Below are 19651 nucleotides of genomic sequence, written 5' to 3' on the forward strand. Positions count from 1 at the left end.
GATGCCTGCAACCTGTAACGTCGTGGTGCTGCTGTCCGGCACCGGCAGTAACCTGCAGGCCCTGATCGACAGCACGCGGACCGGCGACAGCCCGGTCCGTATCCGCGCGGTGATTTCCAACCGCGCCGACGCCTACGGCCTGCAACGCGCCCGGGACGCGGGTATCGACACCTGCGTCCTCGATCACAAGGCCTTCGAAGGCCGCGAAGCCTTCGACGCCGCGCTGATCGAACAGATCGACACCTTCAATCCGCAACTGGTGGTGCTGGCCGGCTTCATGCGCATCCTCAGCGCCGGCTTCGTGCGGCACTACCAGGGCCGCTTGTTCAACATCCATCCCTCGCTGCTGCCCAAATACAAAGGGTTACACACTCACCAGCGTGCCCTGGAGGCCGGAGACACGGAACACGGCTGCTCCGTGCACTTCGTCACCGAGGAACTCGATGGCGGACCACTGGTCGTACAGGCAGTAATACCGGTAGAGTTGCACGACACGCCGCAAAGCCTGGCGCAACGGGTTCACGCCCGGGAGCACCAGATCTACCCGATGGCCGTGCGTTGGTTTGCCGAAGGACGGCTTACCCTCGACGATCGTGGGGCCTCACTGGACGGCCAGTTGCTCGCCGCCAGCGGCCATTTGATTCGACACTAGGAGATTTTATGCGTCGCGCCCTGCTCTTCGCTTGCGCTCTGCTTGCCCTGCCCCTGGCACAGGCTTCGGAACTTCAACCGTTCTCCGCCAGCTACACCGCCGACTGGAAACAGCTGCCCATGAGCGGCACCGCCGAACGCAGCCTGACCAAGGAAGCCAACGGCACCTGGAAGCTGAGCTTCAAGGCTTCGATGATGATCGCCAGCCTGACCGAAGAAAGCACCCTGACCCTGGACAAGGACACCCTGCTGCCCCAGTCCTACCACTTCGAACGCGGTGGCCTGGGCAAGGCCAAGAAGGCCGACCTGGACTTCGACTGGAACACCAAGATGGTCACCGGCACCGACCGTGGCGATGCAGTCAAGCTGCCGCTCAACCGGGGCATGGTCGACAAGTCCACCTATCAACTGGCCTTGCAGCACGACGTCGCGGCCGGCAAGAAAAGCATGAGTTATCAGGTGGTCGACGATGGCGAAGTCGACACCTATGACTTCCGCGTGCTGGGTTCGGAAAAAGTCGAGACCAAGGCCGGCCAGATCGACGCGATCAAGGTCGAGCGCGTGCGCGACCCGACGCAAAGCAAGCGCATCACCGTGCTCTGGTTCGCCAAGGACTGGGACTACCTGCTGGTGCGCCTGCAACAGGTCGAGACCGACGGCAAGGAGTACAACATCATGCTCCAGGACGGTACGGTCAACGGGAAGGCTGTGAAAGGCAGCTGATCCATACCGCGATCAAGAGAGCCCCGCCAACGCGGGGCTTTTTGTTGCCTGGATTTCATGACCACCCAATGACCCTGTGGGAGCGGGCTTGCTCGCGAAAGCAGTGTGTCAAACAACATTGAGGTCGACTGACACTCCGCCTTCGCGAGCAAGCCCGCTCCCACAGGGTTGCGCTTTCACTCAAGGTTTACCGCTACAACATGAAAATTTCTTCATGAAAAACCACCTGCGACCGAATGCCGCGCCCTGCCTGGCCTGCAGGACTGCTGCACTTTTCATGAAAACTTCTTAACGCTTCCAGGCATTTACTTAGCTGGCTATCCAAATCTATAACAAAGTCCTGCACACGCCTTGCTGCAGATGACAGAGATTGGAGCTTGCAAGATGACTGTGAAAGTAAATGAACGCGATGATGCCCACATGTCTCACGAAGCCATTGCGGCGGGTATCCGGATCTGGGATGTGCATCAACAGGATTTGCTGGTGGGGATGTTCCACTCGGAGACCGAGGCGAACCGTTACAAGGCCGAGCTGGAATACCAGGAAATGACGCGCTCGCGGGAGACGGCTGAATCCTGAGATCAGCGCTGAACACTTGTGGGAGCGGGCTTGCTCGCGATAGCAGTGGGTCAGTCGACACAATCGTTGCCTGACACACCGTCTTCGCGGGCAAGCCCGCTCCCACAGGTTCCGCGTTTACCTCGCCGTCCGGCTTACCACATCAAATCATCAGGAATCTGATACGCCGCGTACGGATCGTCCGCGTCCACTTCTTCGGTCTGGGTGTTGAGCTGGACGATGCGCTTGGGGTCGCGCTCCTGAATCTTCAGGGCCGCCTCGCGCGGAATCACTTCGTAGCCGCCGGCATGATGGACGATCGCCAGCGAGCCGCTGCTCAGCTTGTTGCGCATCAGGGCGTTGACCGAGAGGCGCTTGACCTTCTTGTCGTCGACGAAGTTGTAGTAATCCTCGGTGTTCAGCTTCGGCAGGCGCGAGACTTCGATCAACTGCTTGATCTGCGCGGCCCGGGCCTTCTGCTCGGCTTTTTCCTGCTGCTGGCGATTAAGCTCCTGGTCGCGCTTGACCTTCTCGGCCATGGCTTCCTGGGCGGCACGCTGTTGGGAGTCATCGAGCTCGATCTGGCCTTTGTGGGCCAGGCGCTGCTGCTTCTGTTTCTCTTTGCCGACCTGCTTGGCCTGCTTTTGGTTGACCAGCCCTGCTTTGAGCAACTGGTCGCGAAGGGAAAGGCTCATGGTGCTTACTCACTTAGGCAACGGCCTCAGCCACAGCTGGGCAAATTCTTTTCCTGACGTTTGGCTTCGCCCCACAAGGCGTCCAACTCTTCGAGGGTGCAATCTTCCATGGGACGGCGGGTGTCGCGCAATGCCTGTTCGATAAATCGGAACCGCCGCTCGAACTTGCCAATGGCGCCGCGCAAGGCTGTTTCCGGGTCCACCTTGAGGTGGCGGGCCAGGTTCACCACGCTGAACAGCAGGTCGCCGATCTCGTCGCTGATGGCCGCCGCGTCGTTGTCGGCCATGGCTTCAAGCACTTCGTCCAGCTCCTCCCGGACCTTGTCGAGCACCGGCAACGGGCCGGGCCAGTCGAAACCGACCTGGGCGGCACGCTTCTGCAATTTCGCCGAGCGCGACAGCGCCGGCAAGGCACCGGGCACATCGTCGAGCAACGACAATTGCTCGGGCGCCAAGGCTTTCTCGGCCCGCTCCTCTGCCTTGATCGCTTCCCAACGCTGCTTGACCTGTTCTTCATTCAGGCGCGGCACATCCAGCGGCGCGTATAGGTCGCCAGTGGGAAACACATGGGGATGGCGACGAATCAGCTTGCGGGTGATGCTGTCGACAACGCCAGCGAATTCGAAACGGTTTTCTTCCCGCGCCAACTGGCTGTAATACACCACCTGGAACAGCAGGTCGCCCAACTCTCCCTGCAAATGATCGAAGTCCCCGCGCTCGATGGCATCGGCCACTTCATAGGCTTCTTCCAGGGTGTGGGGGACGATGGTTGCGTAGGTTTGCTTGACGTCCCACGGGCAGCCGTATTGCGGATCCCGCAGGCGGTTCATCAGGTGGAGCAGGTCTTCAAGGCTGTACATCAATCCATCCCATCCAATGAATCTCTGTGGGAGCGAGCTTGCTCGCGATGGCGCCTTTTCAGTCACTGCATCTTTGACTGCCAGACCCTCATCGCGAGCAAGCTCGCTCCCACATTTTTGATCGCGCCGGACCTTTAACCCGGCGTCCGATTACGCCGGGTCTCGATGATGTTCGGCAACTGGGAAATCCGCCCCAACAACCGCCCCAGCGCATCCAGCCCCGGAATCTCGATGGTCAGGGACATCAGCGCCGTGTTGTCCTCCTTGTTCGAGCGGGTGTTGACCGCCAGCACGTTGATCCGCTCATTGAGCAACACCTGGGACACGTCACGCAGCAGACCGGAGCGGTCGTAGGCGCGGATGACGATGTCCACCGGGTAGGTGAGCACCGGCACCGGTCCCCAACTGACCTGGATGATCCGCTCCGGCTCGCGGCCGGCCAGTTGCAGCACCGAGGCGCAATCCTGGCGGTGGATGCTGACGCCACGGCCCTGGGTGATGTAGCCGACGATCGCGTCCCCCGGCAACGGCTGGCAGCAGCCGGCCATCTGGGTCATCAGGTTGCCCACGCCCTGGATCTGGATGTCGCCGCGCTTGCCGGGCTTGTAGCCGGTGGCCTTGCGCGGGATCAGCTCCAGTTGCTCGTTGCCGCGTTCCGGCTCCACCAGTTGCTGGGCCAGGTTGACCAGTTGCGCCAGGCGCAGGTCGCCAGCACCGAGGGCGGCGAACATGTCTTCGGCGGTTTTCATGTTGGCCTTTTCGGCCAGCTTGTCGAAATCCACCTGGGGCAGGCCCAGGCGACTGAGTTCGCGCTCGATCAGGGTCTTGCCGGCGGCGACGTTCTGGTCGCGGGCCTGCAACTTGAACCAGTGGACGATCTTCGCCCGTGCCCGCGAAGTCGTGATGTAGCCCAGGTTCGGGTTCAGCCAGTCGCGGCTCGGCGTACCGTGCTTGCTGGTGATGATCTCGACCTGCTCGCCGGTCTGCAGGCTGTAGTTGAGCGGCACGATCCGCCCGTTGATCTTGGCGCCACGGCAGTTGTGGCCGATCTCGGTGTGGACCCGGTAGGCAAAGTCCAGCGGCGTCGCGCCCTTGGGCAGGTCGATGGCGTGGCCGTCGGGGGTGAAGATGTAGACCCGGTCCGGCTCGATGTCCACGCGCAGTTGTTCCGCCAGGCCACCGATGTCGCCCAGTTCCTCATGCCACTCAAGGACCTGGCGCAGCCAGGAGATTTTCTCTTCGTAGTGGTTGGACCCGGACTTGACGTCGGTGCCCTTGTATTTCCAGTGCGCGCAAACACCCAGCTCGGCTTCCTCGTGCATGGCGTGGGTGCGGATCTGCACTTCCAGCACCTTGCCCTCGGGGCCGATCACCGCGGTGTGCAGCGAGCGATAGCCGTTTTCCTTGGGGTTGGCGATGTAGTCGTCGAATTCCTTGGGGATGTGCCGCCACAAGGTGTGGACGATCCCCAGCGCGGTGTAGCAATCGCGCATTTCCGGGACCAGCACCCGAACGGCGCGAACGTCGTAGATCTGGCTGAATTCCAGGCCCTTGCGCTGCATTTTGCGCCAGATCGAATAGATGTGCTTGGCCCGGCCGCTGATGTCGGCTTCCACGCCGGTGGCCTGCAGCTCTTCGCGCAACTGGGTCATCACGTCGGTGATGAAGCGCTCGCGGTCCAGGCGCCGCTCATGCAACAGCTTGGCGATCTGCTTGTACTGATCCGGCTCCAGGTAGCGGAAAGACAGGTCTTCCAGCTCCCACTTGATATGACCGATGCCGAGGCGGTGGGCCAGGGGCGCATAGATGTCGAACACCTCCCGGGCGACCCGGTTGCGCTTTTCATCGTCCGCCGCCTTGACGGCGCGGATGGCGCACGTGCGCTCGGCCAGCTTGATCAGCGCGACGCGCACGTCATCGACCATCGCCACGAGCATCTTGCGCAGGTTCTCCACCTGGCCCTGGGTGCCCAGGACCATGGAGTGGCGCGGGCTGAGACTGGCGCTGATAGCGGCCATGCGCAACACGCCGTCGATCAGCTTGGCGACCACCGGGCCGAAGCGCTGGCTGACCACCGAGAGCTGGATCTGGCCTTCGCGCACGCCGCGGTACAAGACCGCCGCCACCAGCGAATCCTGGTCGAGCTTGAGGTCGGCAAGGATCTCGGCGATCTCAAGCCCCGTCTGGAAACTCGAGGTGCCCTCGGACCAGAGGTTCTTCGCCGCATTGTGTTGTTGCTCGGCCTCACGAGCGAACTCGCAGGCCTCTTTCAAGGCTTCACGATCGAGCACCATGTCGATACTGACCGTGTGATCGAGCCAAGCCTCGAGATTGATACTGCCGTCGGTGTTGATCGGCTGGTGCGCTCTCACCTGTACCATCTTTGCTTACCTTCCCTACGACGCAGATTCAATGCGTCAACATCGCTGACCTTCATTGCCCGTGTGTCCGCCCAGGACCGTGGCGGGGTGGCACGAACGGGTCAGTCGGACAAGCCATCCTGGCTCGCTTCAAATAACGCCATGGCCTCGACATGCGCCGTCTGAGGAAACATATCGAGAATCCCGGCACGTTTTAACCGGTAGCCCTGCTTGATCAGTTCGACCGTGTCCCGGGCCAAAGTTGCCGGGTTGCACGATACATAAACCAACCGTTTGGCGCCCAGGGACGCCAGCTTGCGTACCACCTCGAAAGCGCCGTCACGGGGTGGGTCCAAGAGTACCGCAGAAAAGCCTTCGCCGATCCACTGCGCAGCCATCAGGGGCTGGGATAAATCGGCCTGAAAAAAGGCAGTGTTATTCAAATTGTTGCTGACAGCGTTGGCCGCCGCACGGTCCACCATGGTCTGCACGCCTTCCACGGCTACCACTTCACGCACCGTCCGGGCCAGCGGCAAAGCGAAATTGCCCAGGCCGCAGAACAGGTCCAGCACCCGCTCATCGGGCTGCGGCGCCAGCCATTGCAAGGCCTGAACGATCATCGCCTCATTGACGTGAGCGTTCACCTGGATGAAATCCCCCGGCCGGTAGGCCAGCTCCAGCGCCCAGGTGTCCAGGCGGTAACCCAGGGCCTGGCCCGGCGCCACCGGTTGCGGCTCGCCCTCGCCGTGCAGCCACAGCTGGGCCTGATGGAAGTCGCAAAAATCCTTGAGGATCGTCAGGTCGGCCTCGGACAGCGGCGCCATGTGCCGCAGCAGCACTGCCAGGGACGAACCGGCGAACAACTCCACATGTCCCAGCGCCTGGGGTTTGCTCAAGCGCCTGAGCATGTCCGGCAAGCGGCTCATGATCGGCTGCAAGGGCTGTACCAGCACCGGGCAATCATCGATGGCGACGATGTCCTGGCTGCCAGCGGCGCGAAACCCCACCTCGAGTCGTTTCGCCTTCTGATCCCAGCGCACGGCCACGCGGGCACGGCGCCGATAAGCGAATTCGGCGCCACTCAGTGGCGCGGCCCATTGCTCCGGTTCCACACCGGCCACCCGCGACAATTGCTCGGCGAGCATGCGCTGTTTCAGGGCAAGCTGTTCGGCGTGGGGCAGATGCTGGACGCTGCAACCGCCACAGCGACCGGCGTGCACGCAAGGCGCCGGACGCCGCAGTTCACTGGGCAGGAACACACGCTCGGTGCGGGCCTCGACCACTTTGCCGTGGGCCCCCAGCACCCGTGCCTCGACCTCTTCGCCGGCCAGCGCGCCGATGACGAACCAGGTGCGCCCGTCGACAAAGGCGATGCCCCGGCCATCGTTGGCCAGGCGCTCGATGGTCAGGCGCTGCTTTTTACCGGTGGGCACTTGCGGGGCCCGGCTTCCACCGCTGGGCTGGAAGCGCAGGCCTCTTTCTTGCTTGGCCATCAGTTGGGCGCGTCGAAAATGCCGGTCGACAGGTAGCGGTCGCCGCGGTCGCAGATGATCGCGACGATCACCGCGTTTTCAACCTCCTTCGACAAGCGCAGCATGCCTGCCACGGCACCGCCCGAAGAGACGCCGCAGAAAATGCCCTCCTCGCGCGCCAGGCGACGAGTCACGTCTTCGGCTTCGGCCTGGGCCATGTCGATGATGCGGTCCACACGATCGGCCTGGTAGATCTTCGGCAGGTATTCCTCGGGCCAGCGACGGATGCCGGGGATGGCCGCGCCTTCCATCGGCTGCAGGCCGATGATCTGCACGTTCGGGTTCTGTTCCTTCAAATAGCGCGAGGTGCCCATGATGGTGCCGGTGGTGCCCATCGAGCTGACGAAATGAGTGATGCTGCCGCCGGTCTGGCGCCAGATCTCGGGGCCGGTGGTGGTGTAGTGGGCCTCGGGGTTATCGCCGTTGGCGAACTGGTCGAGCACCTTGCCACGGCCCTCGGCCTGCATGCGTTCGGCCAGGTCCCGGGCACCTTCCATGCCTTGCTCCTGGGTGACCAGGATCAGCTCCGCACCGTAGGCGGTCATGGCCGCCTTGCGCTCGGCGCTCGAGTTGTCGGGCATGATCAGGATCATCTTGTAGCCCTTGATCGCGGCCGCCATGGCCAGGGCGATGCCGGTGTTGCCGGAGGTCGCCTCGATCAGCGTGTCACCCGGCCGGATCTGCCCGCGCAATTCACCACGGGTGATCATCGACAATGCCGGCCGGTCCTTGACCGAACCCGCCGGGTTGTTGCCTTCGAGCTTGAGCAAAAGCGTATTGCTGGTGGCGCCGGGCAAGCGCTGCAAACGGACCAGCGGAGTGTTGCCGACGCAATCGGCGATGGTGGGGTACTGCAAAGTCATGGCGTATTCGCAATCCGGGCTGCGGGGGCGCCTATCATACCGGCAAACCCGGCGAGGCCATATCACGCAAAGTGAGGTGGTTATGGCTTATGGGAATAAGCGCATAAGCTGCAAGCTGCAAGCTGCAAGCTGCAAGCTGCAAGCTGCAAGCAAGGAGCGCAGTGCACACATTTTTTTGTGGCGAGGGGATTTATCCCCGTTGGGGCGCGAAGCGGCCCCCGATAACCGATCTGACACACCGAGGACTCAGGCCTGAGGGCTGCTTCGCAGCCCAGCGGGGCGGTGCGACGTTTCGCTAAATCCCCTCGCCACAGGGGCCGTGCAGGGCTCACTGGCGATTAGCAGCAGGTTAAGGCGTAATCCCTTTCTCGCGTTCTCGGCCCACATCCCCCCGCCCTGACGCAGCACCGCATTGCGCGCGATGCTCAGGCCCAACCCGAAACCACCGTCCCCCGGACGGGAGCCGTCGAGGCGGATGAAGGGGTCGAAGATGCGTGAAAGATCCTGCTCGGCCACCCCGCCGCCCTCGTCCTCCAGCCACAGATGCCAGTGGGCGCCGTCGCGTTGGCCGGCCAACCGCACGACGCCGCCGGGCGGTGAGTGGCGGATGGCGTTGCGCAAGACGTTTTCCAGGGCCTGGGCCAGGGTGTTGAGGTTGCCCTGGACCCAGCAATCGGCAGGCACGCTGCAATGCAGTTGGTCAGCGGGCCAGCCGCTTTCGTAGCAGGCATTTTCGCTGAGCATTTCCCACAGCGCCTGGACCTGGATCGCCTCGCCTGGCAACGGCGCGCGCTCGGTGTCGAGCCAGGCCAGTTGCAACGTGTCGTCCACCAGCCGCTGCATGCCGGCGACTTCCCGCGCAACGCGTTCGCGCAGTTGCGGCAGCGCCTGCTCGCTTTCGCTGGCCACCTGCAAGCGGCTGAGCGGCGTGCGCAGTTCATGGGACAGGTCGCGCAACAGCTGTTGTTGCAGGGCAACCGTGGATTGCAGGCGCTCGGACATGTGATCGAAGGCGCGTCCCAGCTCGCCCAGTTCATCGGTCCGGTTGGTCGTGTGGCTGGACAGGCGCACGTTCAATTGGTCGGCCCGCCAGGCGTTGGCCTGTTCGCGCAGTTGGTTGAGCGGCACCACCAGCAGGCGATACAGGCCCACACATAGCAGCAGGGTGAACAAGCCCGGAATCACGCCGTTGGTGATCACGCGCCAGAACACCCGGTACTGCCCTGGCAGGAAACGCTCTGGCAGCTCGATCACCAGGCTACCGACGGACGGGTCACCGGGAAACGGCACCCGCAGCCACGGACGGCCCTTCTTGTGGATCGGCCAGTCGAGCCCGCGCAGGAACGTCAGGCGTTGGGTTTCACTGTCGGTCAGCGGGCGGTCGCCGAGCGATTGCAAGTCACCGCCAATGACCCCGACCCAACTCGCTTCCCGCTGCTGCATGCCTTGCAGCCATTGCTCGACGCCCGCCTGCTGGCCGGCAGACCAGGCTTGCTCGGCCTCGGCGGCATAATGGCTCAGTGTGTGGCGGGCTTCGTCAGAGAGGAACTGGTTGCGCACCTCCATGTAGCGGCCCCAGGACCAACTCAGCCAGATCATCAGCAGACAGAACGCCACCAGCAGGCACGCCAGTTTCCAGAACAGCGAGTGCCGGCCCGGCAGGTCAGACCATTTCATCGTCGGCACTCAACACGTAGCCCTTGCCCCACACCGTGCGCACCTGGCGCGCGCTGTAGTCGATCGCCTTGAGCTTGCGCCGGATCTGGCTGACGTGCATGTCCAGGCTGCGGTCGTGGGGGGCGTAGCCGCGTTGCAACACATGCTGATAAAGGAAGGCCTTGCTCAACACTTCATCGCCGCTGCGCTGCAGGACATCGAGCAGGCGGTATTCGCTGCGGGTCAGGCCGGCCCATTGCCCGCCGACGTGTACATCGCCACGCTCTTCGTCGAAGGCCAGGTCCCGGGCCTGGCGACCGCTCGCCGCCAGCGCCGGTCGTCGGTCCAGCGCCACCCGCCGCAGGATGGCTTCGATACGCACGTGCAGCTCTGCCATGCTGAAGGGCTTGGGCAAGTAATCGTCGGCGCCCAGGCGAAAGCCACTGATGCGATCAGCCTCGGCCCCCAGCGCCGACATCAACAGCACCGGGGTCGAGTGGCTCTGGCGCAGGCGGGTCAGCGCCGCGAGGCCATCCAGGCCCGGCAACAGGATGTCCATCAGCACCACGTCGAAAGCCTGCTGGCAGGCGATGTCCAGGCCTTCCTGGCCATTCTGGCACCAGGTCACGTCGAACCCGCTGCGGCCCAGGTGCTCATGCACGTAGGCGCCCAGCACGGGATCGTCTTCGATGGACAGGATGCGCGGGTGAACGGCGGAAGTGGGAGTCATGACTATCTGCAAATAATTCTCAGTTGGCGATTATTCAAGATCAACCCCCAAGAGGCAACCACCGTCTACGCCCTTCGCCCGGCGGCCGCGATGCGCGGCGACTTGAATTTTACGAAGATTGCCCGCCTGCAAATCGCTACACTGCGCAGGTACTGCGTGCCGGATGCGCGCAACGCTTAATCGAACCGCTGGATGCAGGAGACAAGTGTGCTCAAGAAACTGGGAATCAAAGGCCGCGTGCTGTTGCTGACCCTGTTGCCGACCAGCCTGATGGCGCTGGTTTTGGGCGGCTATTTCACCTGGATGCAGCAATCTGACCTGCATGCCCAGTTGCTGCAACGTGGCGAAATGATCGCTGAACAACTGGCCCCGCTGGTCGCCCCCGCCATGAGCCGGCAAGACACCGAGCTGCTGGAGCGCATCGCCACCCAGTCGTTGGAACAAACCGACGTACGCGCCGTGACCTTCCTCGCCCCCGACCGCTCGCCGCTGGCCCACGCCGGCCCGACCATGCTCAACCGGGCGCCTGAGGGCAACAGCACGCAATTGCTGCAACGCACCGGCAACGACGCCACGCGCTACCTGCTGCCGGTCTTCGGCAAGCACCGCAACCTGGCGGGCGAACTGATTCCCGAAGAAGCCGACCGCCTGCTGGGCTGGGTCGAGCTGGAGCTGTCCCACAGCGGCATGTTATTGCGCGGTTATCGCAGCCTCTTCGCCAGCCTGTTGCTGATTGCCGCCGGCCTGGGCCTGACCGCGCTGCTGGCCCTGCGCATGGGCCGCACGATCAACCGCCCGTTGAGCCAGATCAAGCAGGCCGTGGCCCAGCTCAAGGACGGTCACCTGGAAACCCGCCTGCCGCCCTTGGGCAGCCAGGAGCTGGACGAACTGGCGTCGGGCATCAACCGCATGGCCGGCACCTTGCAGAACGCCCAGGAAGAACTGCAGCACAGCATCGACCAGGCCACCGAGGACGTGCGCCAGAACCTGGAAACCATCGAGATCCAGAACATCGAGCTGGACCTGGCGCGCAAGGAAGCCCTGGAAGCGAGCCGGATCAAATCCGAATTCCTGGCGAACATGAGCCATGAGATCCGCACCCCGCTCAACGGCATCCTCGGCTTCACACATCTCTTGCAGAAAAGCGAGCTGACCCCACGCCAGCTCGACTACCTGGGCACCATCGAAAAATCCGCCGACAGCCTGCTGGGCATCATCAACGAGATCCTCGACTTCTCGAAGATCGAGGCCGGCAAGCTGGTGCTCGACAACATCCCGTTCAACCTGCGGGACCTGCTGCAAGACACCCTGACCATCCTCGCCCCCGCCGCCCATGCCAAGCAGCTGGAGCTGGTGAGCCTGGTGTACCGCGACACGCCGTTGTCGCTGGTGGGCGATCCGTTGCGCCTCAAGCAGATCCTCACCAACCTGGTGAGCAACGCCATCAAGTTCACCCGCGAGGGCACCATCGTCGCCCGGGCCATGCTCGAAGACGAACACGAAGACAGCGTGCAGTTGCGCATCAGCATCCAGGACACCGGCATCGGCCTGTCCGCCCAGGACGTGCGGGCGCTGTTCCAGGCGTTCAGCCAGGCCGACAATTCACTGTCGCGCCAGCCGGGCGGCACCGGGCTGGGCCTGGTGATTTCCAAGCGCCTGGTGGAACAGATGGGCGGCGAGATCGGCGTGGACAGCACGCCGGGCGAAGGCTCGGAGTTCTGGATCAGCCTGCGCCTGCCCAAGACCCGCGACGACGCCGAGGACCTGCCCGGCCCGCCGTTGCTGGGCCGACGCGTGGCGCTGCTGGAAAACCACGAGCTGGCGCGCCAGGCCTTGCAACACCAGCTCGAGGACTGCGGCCTGCACGTCACGCCCTTCAACACCCTGGAAAGCCTGACCAACGGCGTCACCGTCGCCCACCCGACCGACCAGGCGTTCGACCTGGCCGTGCTGGGCATCACCAGCAACGACATGCCGCCGGAACGCCTCAACCAGCACATCTGGGACCTCGAACACCTGGGCTGCAAGGTGCTGGTGCTGTGCCCCACCACCGAACAGACGCTCTACCACCTCTCGGTGCCCAACCCCCACAGCCAGTTGCAGGCCAAGCCCGCCTGCACCCGCAAGTTGCGCCGCTCGCTGTCCGACCTGGTGAACCCACGGCCAACCCGCAGCGAGCCGAACGAGCCGGTGGCCAGCCGCGCGCCCAAAGTGCTGTGCGTGGATGACAACCCGGCCAACCTGTTGCTGGTGCAGACCCTGCTCGAAGACATGGGGGCCAAGGTGCTGGCGGTGGAAAGCGGCTATGCCGCGGTCAAGGCCGTGCAAAAGGAAACCTACGACCTGGTGCTGATGGATGTGCAGATGCCCGGCATGGACGGGCGCCAGAGCACCGAGGCGATCCGCCAGTGGGAAAGCGAGCGCCACTGCACGCCGCTGCCGATCGTCGCCCTCACCGCCCATGCCATGGCCAACGAAAAGCGCGCTCTGCTGCAAAGCGGCATGGACGACTACCTGACCAAACCCATCAGCGAACGGCAACTGGCCCAGGTGGTGCTCAAATGGACCGGCCTGGCCTTGCGCAATCAGTCGCCGGAGCGCCACGGCGACGCCCAGACCGGCGGTGAACTGCTGGTGCTCGACCACGAGGAGGGCCTGCGCCTGGCCGCCGGCAAGGCCGACCTGGCGGCGGACATGCTGGCGATGTTGCTGGCGTCCCTGGAAGCCGACCGCGAAGCGATCCGCCAGGCCAGCGAGGCCAACGATCACAACGCCTTGATCGAACGAGTCCATCGCCTGCACGGGGCGACGCGCTACTGCGGGGTTCCGCAACTGCGCGCCGCCTGCCAGCGCAGCGAAACCCTGCTCAAGCAACAGGACCCCAAAGCCGCCGCCGCCCTGGAAGAACTGGAGCGCGCCATCAATCGGCTGGCGAGCGAGGCCCGTATCAGCGCCTGACCCAGCGCAATAACCGTCGGGGCCATCACGGCTAAGCTGATGCCATCCAAGCCTCAGGAGGCCGCCATGCGTGTGATTCTTTTCAGCAGCCAGACTTACGACCGCGACAGTTTCAGCAAGGCTGTAGCCCCCGCCGGCCTTGAACTGCAGTTCCAGCCGGCGCGCTTGAACCTGGACACCGTCGCCCTGGCCGAACACCACGAAGTGGTCTGCGCCTTCATCAACGACGACCTCAGCGCCCCGGTGCTGGAGCGGCTGGCAAGCGGCGGGACCCGGCTGATCGCCCTGCGCTCGGCCGGCTACAACCATGTCGACCTGATGGCCGCCCAGCGCCTGGGGCTGGCCATCGTCCGGGTGCCTGCCTACTCGCCCCACGCCGTCGCCGAACATGCGGTGGCGCTGATCATGGCCCTCAATCGCTGCCTGCACCGCGCCTACAACCGTACCCGCGACGGTAACTTCAGCCTGCATGGCCTCACCGGCTTCGATCTGGTGGGCAAGACCGTCGGGGTGATCGGCACCGGGCAGATCGGCGCGACGTTCGCGCGAATCATGGCCGGCTTCGGTTGCCGGTTACTGGCTTACGACCCCTACCCCAATGCCCAGCTCGAAGCGCTGGGCGCCCATTACTTGCCGCTGCCGCAACTGTTGGAACAGGCGCAGATCATCAGCCTGCACTGCCCGCTCAACGAACAGAGCCGCCACTTGATCAACGCCCAGTCCCTGGCCGCGATGCAACGCGGCGCCATGCTGATCAACACCGGGCGCGGCGGGCTGGTGGATACGCCGGCGCTGATCGAAGCGCTGAAGAGCGGTCAGTTGGGCTACCTGGGGCTGGATGTCTATGAAGAAGAGGCCCAACTGTTCTTCAAGGACCGCTCCGACCAGCCCTTGCAGGACGATGTCCTGGCCCGGCTGCTGACTTTTCCCAACGTGATCGTCACCGCCCACCAGGCCTTCCTGACCCATGAAGCGCTGGCGGCGATTGCCATGACCACCCTGGACAACATCGCCGCCTGGGCGGCTGGCACGCCACAGAACCTGGTAGATGGCTGACCTGCTCTATCAGCCAACACATAACTCCCACAGGATGGAGTTTCGTCGGCAAGACTCGTGGTTGCCCATCCCCAGCCATGCCCCCGTGCTAGCATGTCGCGCCTATTTGGAGGACCCATGGCCGAACACGATTTCCGCTACACCCTGATGAACCCGCAGCACACCCTGACCGAAGTCCGCGCCTTGGCGCCGGGCCGCTATCAGGTCACCGGCAACGGCGGTTCGATCCAGGCCAACGATGTCTTGCTGGTCACCCTCAAGGGTAGCAAGGACCTGTCCATGCGACTGACCGTGGACACCGTCCGGCACCTGCTCAAGCCCATGGGCCAATGGACTGCCATGACTACCGGCCCTGTGTTCGGCGAACTGGCGATTCACACCTGGCAGGTCAACTGCGACGGCTGCGCCAAGGCACTGAGCTTCGAGTTCGCCGTCGATGCCCAGCTGGGCGTCAAGGCCCAGAAGCCAGCCGCCAACGCGCGTATCGCCGAGTTGGGCTGGACCACGGTCGGTGAAAAACACCTGTGCCCGAAATGCCAGGAAGCAGCCTGATGAAACACACGGCCCTGGCCGCGTTGATCGGCATGAGCCTGATGGGTTGCGCCGCTGAACCTGTGCAACTGCAGCACAATCGCAGCTACATCCTGGAGTGGATCGGCGAACGGCCGTTGATGGACTACAGCCACCTGACCATCACCCTCGGCGACGATGGTCGCGCCTATGGCAACGGCGGCTGCAACCACTGGTTTGCCGCCTACACCCTGGAAGGCCACCGCTTGAACTTCGGCAAGATCGGCAGCACCCGCAAGCTCTGCGCCCCGGCCGTGATGGAGCAGGAAGGCCGCTTCTTGCAGGCGCTGGAAAAGGTCGAGCGCTGGGACATCGCGCCCAACGAGCAGATGCGCTTCTGGCCCGCCCAGGGCAAGCCGCTGCGCTGGTGGCTGGAAGAAGGCTGAGACCGCCCCCCTGTGGCGAGGGAGCTTGCTCCCGCTGGACTGCGCAGCAGGCCCTGAGTCTAGCCGGCACATCGCGGTTGGCAGATGGATTGGGGCTGCTTCTCAGCCCAGCGGGAGCAAGCTCCCTCGCCACAAAAGCGCATCTTAGGCTATTTGAGCGCCTGCAACGCCTCCAGCTTCGCCATCACCCCCGCCGCCGTCTGCTCCCCGAGCAACTGCTCGCGCAGCTTGCCCTGGTTGTCGATGATGTAGGTCACCGGCAGCCCTTCACTGCGTGGCAGGTCGAAGATCTCGGCCGGGTCGCGAGCCAATACGGTGAAGCGGATGCCCATCTTGTCGCTGGCGCTCTTGAGCTCCTCGCCCTGCACCTGGTCGAAATTGACCCCGAACACGCCGACGTTGCGGCCCTTGAGCTGGTCGGCCAGGGCATTGAACTCGGGAATTTCGGTGCGGCACGGCGCGCACCACTCCGCCCAGTAGTTGAGCACCAGCCATTGCTTGTCCAGCCGCTGCGAGGCGACGGCCTGGCCGTTCTGGTCTACCCCGTAGTCGTTGCCGCAGCCGGCGAGCAACAAAATGCCCATGAATGTCATTGCCGCCGTCAGTCGCCTTACCATGTGCCGATCCTTGTCTGAATGTGAGCTGCCGCGACCCGTTGCCTCTGTTGGGTGCTTGGGGCCTCGCGGCACAGTAGAATAGCCGCCACCTTACGCAAGATGCGACCCGCTCATGACCGATCTGACGCTTTATCACAACCCGCGCTGCTCGAAATCCCGCGGTGCGCTGGAACTGTTGGAGGCCCGCGGCCTGACGCCCACCGTGGTCCGCTACCTGGAAACCCCACTGGACGCCGCGCAACTGGAACGCCTGCTGGGCAAGCTCGGCATTACCGCCCGGCAACTGCTGCGCACCGGTGAAGAGGCCTACACAGACCTGAACCTGGCCGACGAAAGCCTGAGCCAGGCGCAGTTGATCGCCGCCATCGCCGCCCACCCGAAACTCATGGAACGGCCCATCCTGGAAACCGCCGACAAGGCCGTGATCGGTCGTCCGCCGGAGAAGATCCTGGAGATCCTGCCGTGAGCACACCGTACATCCTGGTGTTGTATTACAGCCGCAGCGGCTCGACCCATGAGATGGCCCGGCAGATTGCCCGTGGCATCGAGCAGGCCGGGCTGGAAGCCAGGCTGCGCACGGTGCCGGCGATTTCCACCGAATGTGAAGCGGTGTCGCCGGACATCCCCGAGCAAGGCCCGCTTTACGCCACTCTCGATGACCTCAAGCACTGCGCCGGCCTGGCCTTGGGCAGCCCGACCCGTTTCGGCAACATGGCCGCGCCGTTGAAGTATTTCCTCGACGGCACCAGCAACCTGTGGCTGACCGGCGCCCTGGTGGGCAAGCCGGCCGGGGTGTTCACGTCCACGGCCAGCCTGCATGGCGGCCAGGAAACCACCCTGCTTTCGATGATGCTGCCGCTGTTGCACCACGGCATGCTGATTACCGGCCTGCCCTACAGCGAGTCGGCGCTGATCGACACCGAAGGCGGCGGCACGCCCTATGGGCCGAGCCATCACGCGGGAAGCGACGGCAAGCGCGGCCTGAACGAACACGAAGTCGCGCTGTGCCGGGCCCTGGGTTCGCGCCTGGCGAAGACGGCACAGTTGCTGGAGAAAGGCCGTGGCTAAGAAGCCCAAGATCCTGCCGCCCATTGCGTGGCTGGAACCGCGGGTGCGCATCGCCCGCCTCCTCAGCCTGCTGTGCTTCTTTGGCCTGGTGGGGTTACTCAGCGCCTATTACCTGCTGATCGCTGACCTGCACGGTGCGCGGCCCTGGGTCATCCTGCTGATCGAGCTGGTGCCGCTGCTGATCCTCGCCCCCGGCATGCTCACCGGCAGCGCCCGCGGCCACTCGTGGATGTGCTTCGTGGTGAACCTGTACTTCATCAAGGGCGCGCTGGCGGCCTATGACCCGAACCGGCAACTGTTCGGCCTGCTGGAAATGGCGGCGAGCCTGGCGGTGTTCTGCTCGGCGTTGTTGTATGTGCGGTGGCGGTTTCAGTTGAACCGGCGGTTGGCGGGGGAAGGCGAGGTCCCTGTCGCCTGAGAGGCCGCCATCGCGAGCAAGCTCGCTCCCACATGAGGTCTGTGGTGTTCACAAATCCCCTGTGGGAGCGAGCTTGCTCGCGATGGGCGCGACGCGGTCTCAATGATTGACGGTGTAGGCCAGCATCATCGAAATCTGCGACATCGGCCGTCCGCCGCTCTCTTCATGCCAGCGGTTGAAGGCATTCTGCACCGTCGCCAGGTCCCGCAGGCTGGTGGGGACTTTGTCGATGATCTCCTGGGCATTGAGCGCGGCCACCACGTCATAACTCGGTACAAAGGTGTCCTTGCCCATCATCCGCAGGAAGCGCGGCGCCGACAGGCCGCCCAGTTGATGGCCGTGTTTCTTCAGGTAGGTCCACAGGCCGACGATGTCGGTCACCGGCCAGTCGGCGATCAGCGCACCGAAGCTGCCTTTTTCGTGGGCCACATCCAGGATCAGTTGGGCGTTGCGCGGCACGCTCTTGAGCTTGCCCAGGTGGCGGATGATCCGTGCGTCCTGCATCAGTCGCTCCAGGTGCTCGGCACTCATGAGCACGACTTTTTCCGGGTCGAACTTGAAGAACACCTCTTCGAACGCCGGCCACTTGGCATCCACCAGGCTGTGCTTGAGGCCCGCGCGAAAGACCCGCAGCGCCAGGGTCGAGAGGTAGCGGTCGTCACTGATCTTGCGCAATTGCGCCGGGGTCTTGGGAACAGGCAGGTGGGCTTCCAGTTCAGCCGCCGAACCGAAGCGGTTCAGACAATACTCGTGCAGCCACTTGTAATCGCGCATGCCCTCTCCTGGGGTCAGAAATGAAAACGGCGCTCGCGAGCGCCGTGAAACAGAGGCCTTGGCCGTGTCAGAGGTTCACCACGTTGACGAAGCGCGGCGTGGCGTTTTCGTCGATGCGCAGGCTGGTGAAGTCGAACAGGTTGCGATCCGCCAGTTGCGATGGGACAACGTTCTGCAGGCCTCGGAAGATGCTCTCGGTACGCCCTGGGGTCTTGCGTTCCCATTCCTGGAGCATTTCCTTGACCACCTGGCGCTGCAGGTTCTCCTGGGAACCGCAGAGGTTGCAGGGGATGATCGGGAATTGCTTGAAGTCCGAATAGGCCTGGATGTCCTTCTCGTTGCAATAGGCCAGCGGCCGGATCACCACGTTGCGCCCGTCATCGGCCCGCAGCTTGGGCGGCATGGCCTTGAGCGTGCCGTTGTAGAACATGTTCAGGAAGAACGTCTCGACGATGTCGTCGCGGTGGTGCCCCAGGGCCATCTTGGTCGCGCCGATCTCGTCGGCGAAGGTGTAGAGCGTCCCGCGCCGCAGGCGTGAACACAACGAGCAGGTGGTCTTGCCTTCGGGAATCAGTTCCTTGACCACCGAATAGGTGTCTTTCTCGACGATGTGGTATTCCACGCCCAGCGACTCGAGGTAGGCCGGCAGCACGTGCTCGGGGAAACCGGGCTGCTTCTGGTCCATGTTCACGGCGACGATGTCGAACTTGATCGGGGCAACCTTCTGCAAGTGCATCAGCACATCGAGCAAGGTGTAGCTGTCCTTGCCGCCGGACAGGCAGACCATGACCTTGTCACCGTCCTCGATCATGTTGAAATCGGCGACCGCCTCACCGGCCAGGCGGCGCAAGCGCTTTTGCAGTTTGTTCTGGTTGACCGTAAGAGTGCCCATGACGCGAAATCCGTGAGGTGTGACGAAAGGCCGGCATTTTACGCAAAAAATCCCGAATGTGGCACCGTCCCCTGTGGCGAGGGAGCTTGCTCCCGCTGGGCTGTACAGCAGCCCCTGAGCTTTAGCCGACACATCGCGGGTGGCAGATGCATTGGGGGGCTGCTTCGCACCCCAGCGGGAGCAAGCTCCCTCGCCACGGGGATTTCCTACAGGCCTAGGTGTGCACAGACCCATCGGCGATTAACACCCCGCCCCACAGCGCAATTTGCTCTAAGCCTCCCATC

Annotated in this window: 20 protein-coding genes; 10 read left to right on the forward strand and 10 right to left on the reverse strand. The window is 63.7% G+C overall.

Annotation, left to right across the window (positions count from 1 at the left end):
* Position 1 precedes the first annotated feature (1 nt).
* The 3 genes from purN to V3H56_RS20265 all read left to right on the forward strand — a co-directional run bounded on the left by purN (position 2) and on the right by V3H56_RS20265 (position 1953).
* Positions 2-652: a phosphoribosylglycinamide formyltransferase gene (gene purN, locus V3H56_RS20255; protein ID WP_042728552.1), complete on the forward strand. Its 651-nt coding sequence runs from the start codon at positions 2-4 to the stop codon at positions 650-652.
* Between the two features lie 8 nt (positions 653-660).
* Positions 661-1374 carry a DUF3108 domain-containing protein gene (locus V3H56_RS20260; RefSeq protein ID WP_042728534.1) on the forward strand — a complete coding sequence of 238 codons (714 nt, stop codon included), beginning with the start codon at positions 661-663 and terminating at the stop codon, positions 1372-1374.
* Between the two features lie 384 nt (positions 1375-1758).
* Positions 1759-1953 carry a hypothetical protein gene (locus tag V3H56_RS20265; RefSeq protein ID WP_042728533.1) on the forward strand — a complete coding sequence of 65 codons (195 nt, stop codon included), beginning with the start codon at positions 1759-1761 and terminating at the stop codon, positions 1951-1953.
* A gap of 134 nt (positions 1954-2087) precedes the next feature.
* On the opposite strand, the gene V3H56_RS20270 is transcribed toward V3H56_RS20265, so the two are convergent.
* The 7 genes from V3H56_RS20270 to V3H56_RS20300 all read right to left on the reverse strand — a co-directional run bounded on the left by V3H56_RS20270 (position 2088) and on the right by V3H56_RS20300 (position 10628).
* Entirely contained in the window at positions 2088-2627 is a 540-nt protein-coding gene (locus V3H56_RS20270; RefSeq protein WP_042728532.1) for a DUF2058 domain-containing protein, read from the reverse strand.
* A gap of 26 nt (positions 2628-2653) precedes the next feature.
* Positions 2654-3487: a nucleoside triphosphate pyrophosphohydrolase gene (gene mazG / locus V3H56_RS20275; protein ID WP_338473813.1), complete on the reverse strand. Its 834-nt coding sequence runs from the start codon at positions 3485-3487 to the stop codon at positions 2654-2656.
* A gap of 134 nt (positions 3488-3621) precedes the next feature.
* On the reverse strand, positions 3622-5868 hold the full coding sequence (gene relA, locus V3H56_RS20280; protein ID WP_042728530.1) for a GTP diphosphokinase: 2247 nt from the start codon (positions 5866-5868) through the stop codon (positions 3622-3624).
* A gap of 101 nt (positions 5869-5969) precedes the next feature.
* Complete coding sequence (rlmD, locus tag V3H56_RS20285; protein ID WP_338473814.1) at positions 5970-7340, reverse strand: 23S rRNA (uracil(1939)-C(5))-methyltransferase RlmD; 1371 nt, start codon at positions 7338-7340, stop codon at positions 5970-5972.
* Positions 7340-8242 carry a cysteine synthase CysM gene (gene cysM / locus V3H56_RS20290; protein WP_042728528.1) on the reverse strand — a complete coding sequence of 301 codons (903 nt, stop codon included), beginning with the start codon at positions 8240-8242 and terminating at the stop codon, positions 7340-7342. The genes rlmD and cysM overlap by 1 nt, the downstream gene beginning before the upstream one ends.
* Positions 8243-8488: 246 nt before the next feature.
* Positions 8489-9919: a sensor histidine kinase gene (locus V3H56_RS20295; protein ID WP_047736537.1), complete on the reverse strand. Its 1431-nt coding sequence runs from the start codon at positions 9917-9919 to the stop codon at positions 8489-8491.
* Positions 9906-10628, reverse strand: coding sequence for a response regulator transcription factor (locus V3H56_RS20300; protein ID WP_042728526.1), 723 nt, complete (start codon positions 10626-10628; stop codon positions 9906-9908). Before V3H56_RS20300 ends, V3H56_RS20295 begins: the two co-directional genes overlap by 14 nt.
* Before the next feature lie 207 nt (positions 10629-10835).
* Between V3H56_RS20300 and V3H56_RS20305 the strand changes: the two genes are divergently transcribed.
* The 4 genes from V3H56_RS20305 (at position 10836) to V3H56_RS20320 (ending at position 15598) form a co-directional block, all read left to right on the forward strand.
* Positions 10836-13586: a response regulator gene (locus V3H56_RS20305; protein WP_047736539.1), complete on the forward strand. Its 2751-nt coding sequence runs from the start codon at positions 10836-10838 to the stop codon at positions 13584-13586.
* A 66-nt stretch (positions 13587-13652) separates the two neighbouring features.
* The gene (locus V3H56_RS20310; RefSeq protein ID WP_338473815.1) at positions 13653-14642 is read left to right on the forward strand and encodes a 2-hydroxyacid dehydrogenase; all 990 of its coding nucleotides are present in this window, start codon (positions 13653-13655) and stop codon (positions 14640-14642) included.
* Between the two features lie 117 nt (positions 14643-14759).
* Positions 14760-15194, forward strand: coding sequence for a hypothetical protein (locus V3H56_RS20315; protein ID WP_042728522.1), 435 nt, complete (start codon positions 14760-14762; stop codon positions 15192-15194).
* Positions 15194-15598: an META domain-containing protein gene (locus tag V3H56_RS20320; protein WP_042728521.1), complete on the forward strand. Its 405-nt coding sequence runs from the start codon at positions 15194-15196 to the stop codon at positions 15596-15598. The genes V3H56_RS20315 and V3H56_RS20320 overlap by 1 nt, the downstream gene beginning before the upstream one ends.
* A gap of 149 nt (positions 15599-15747) precedes the next feature.
* On the opposite strand, the gene V3H56_RS20325 is transcribed toward V3H56_RS20320, so the two are convergent.
* A complete protein-coding gene (locus tag V3H56_RS20325) occupies positions 15748-16215 on the reverse strand; it encodes a TlpA disulfide reductase family protein (protein WP_047736541.1) in 468 nt (155 codons plus the stop codon).
* Positions 16216-16327: 112 nt separating this feature from the next.
* On the opposite strand from V3H56_RS20325, the gene arsC reads away from it, so the two are divergent.
* From arsC to V3H56_RS20340, 3 genes are read left to right on the forward strand one after another with little or no spacing between them, the layout of a single operon-like run.
* Positions 16328-16681 (forward strand): arsenate reductase (glutaredoxin), encoded by a 354-nt coding sequence (gene arsC / locus V3H56_RS20330; RefSeq protein ID WP_047736542.1) that lies wholly within the window; start codon positions 16328-16330, stop codon positions 16679-16681.
* Positions 16678-17283 (forward strand): NAD(P)H:quinone oxidoreductase, encoded by a 606-nt coding sequence (gene wrbA, locus V3H56_RS20335; protein ID WP_047736543.1) that lies wholly within the window; start codon positions 16678-16680, stop codon positions 17281-17283. Before arsC ends, wrbA begins: the two co-directional genes overlap by 4 nt.
* Positions 17276-17701, forward strand: coding sequence for a DUF2069 domain-containing protein (locus tag V3H56_RS20340; protein ID WP_047736544.1), 426 nt, complete (start codon positions 17276-17278; stop codon positions 17699-17701). Before wrbA ends, V3H56_RS20340 begins: the two co-directional genes overlap by 8 nt.
* Positions 17702-17800: 99 nt before the next feature.
* Here V3H56_RS20340 and V3H56_RS20345 read toward each other — a convergent pair whose 3' ends face one another.
* Both V3H56_RS20345 and ttcA read right to left on the reverse strand, forming a co-directional pair.
* Positions 17801-18475, reverse strand: coding sequence for a DNA-3-methyladenine glycosylase I (locus tag V3H56_RS20345; RefSeq protein WP_338473816.1), 675 nt, complete (start codon positions 18473-18475; stop codon positions 17801-17803).
* A 67-nt stretch (positions 18476-18542) separates the two neighbouring features.
* Positions 18543-19367, reverse strand: coding sequence for a tRNA 2-thiocytidine(32) synthetase TtcA (ttcA, locus tag V3H56_RS20350; RefSeq protein ID WP_053145881.1), 825 nt, complete (start codon positions 19365-19367; stop codon positions 18543-18545).
* Between the last annotated feature and the right edge of the window lie 284 nt (positions 19368-19651).

It is taken from the genome of Pseudomonas sp. MS646, from assembly GCF_036693845.1.
GTDB lineage: Bacteria > Pseudomonadota > Gammaproteobacteria > Pseudomonadales > Pseudomonadaceae > Aquipseudomonas > Aquipseudomonas chlororaphis_E.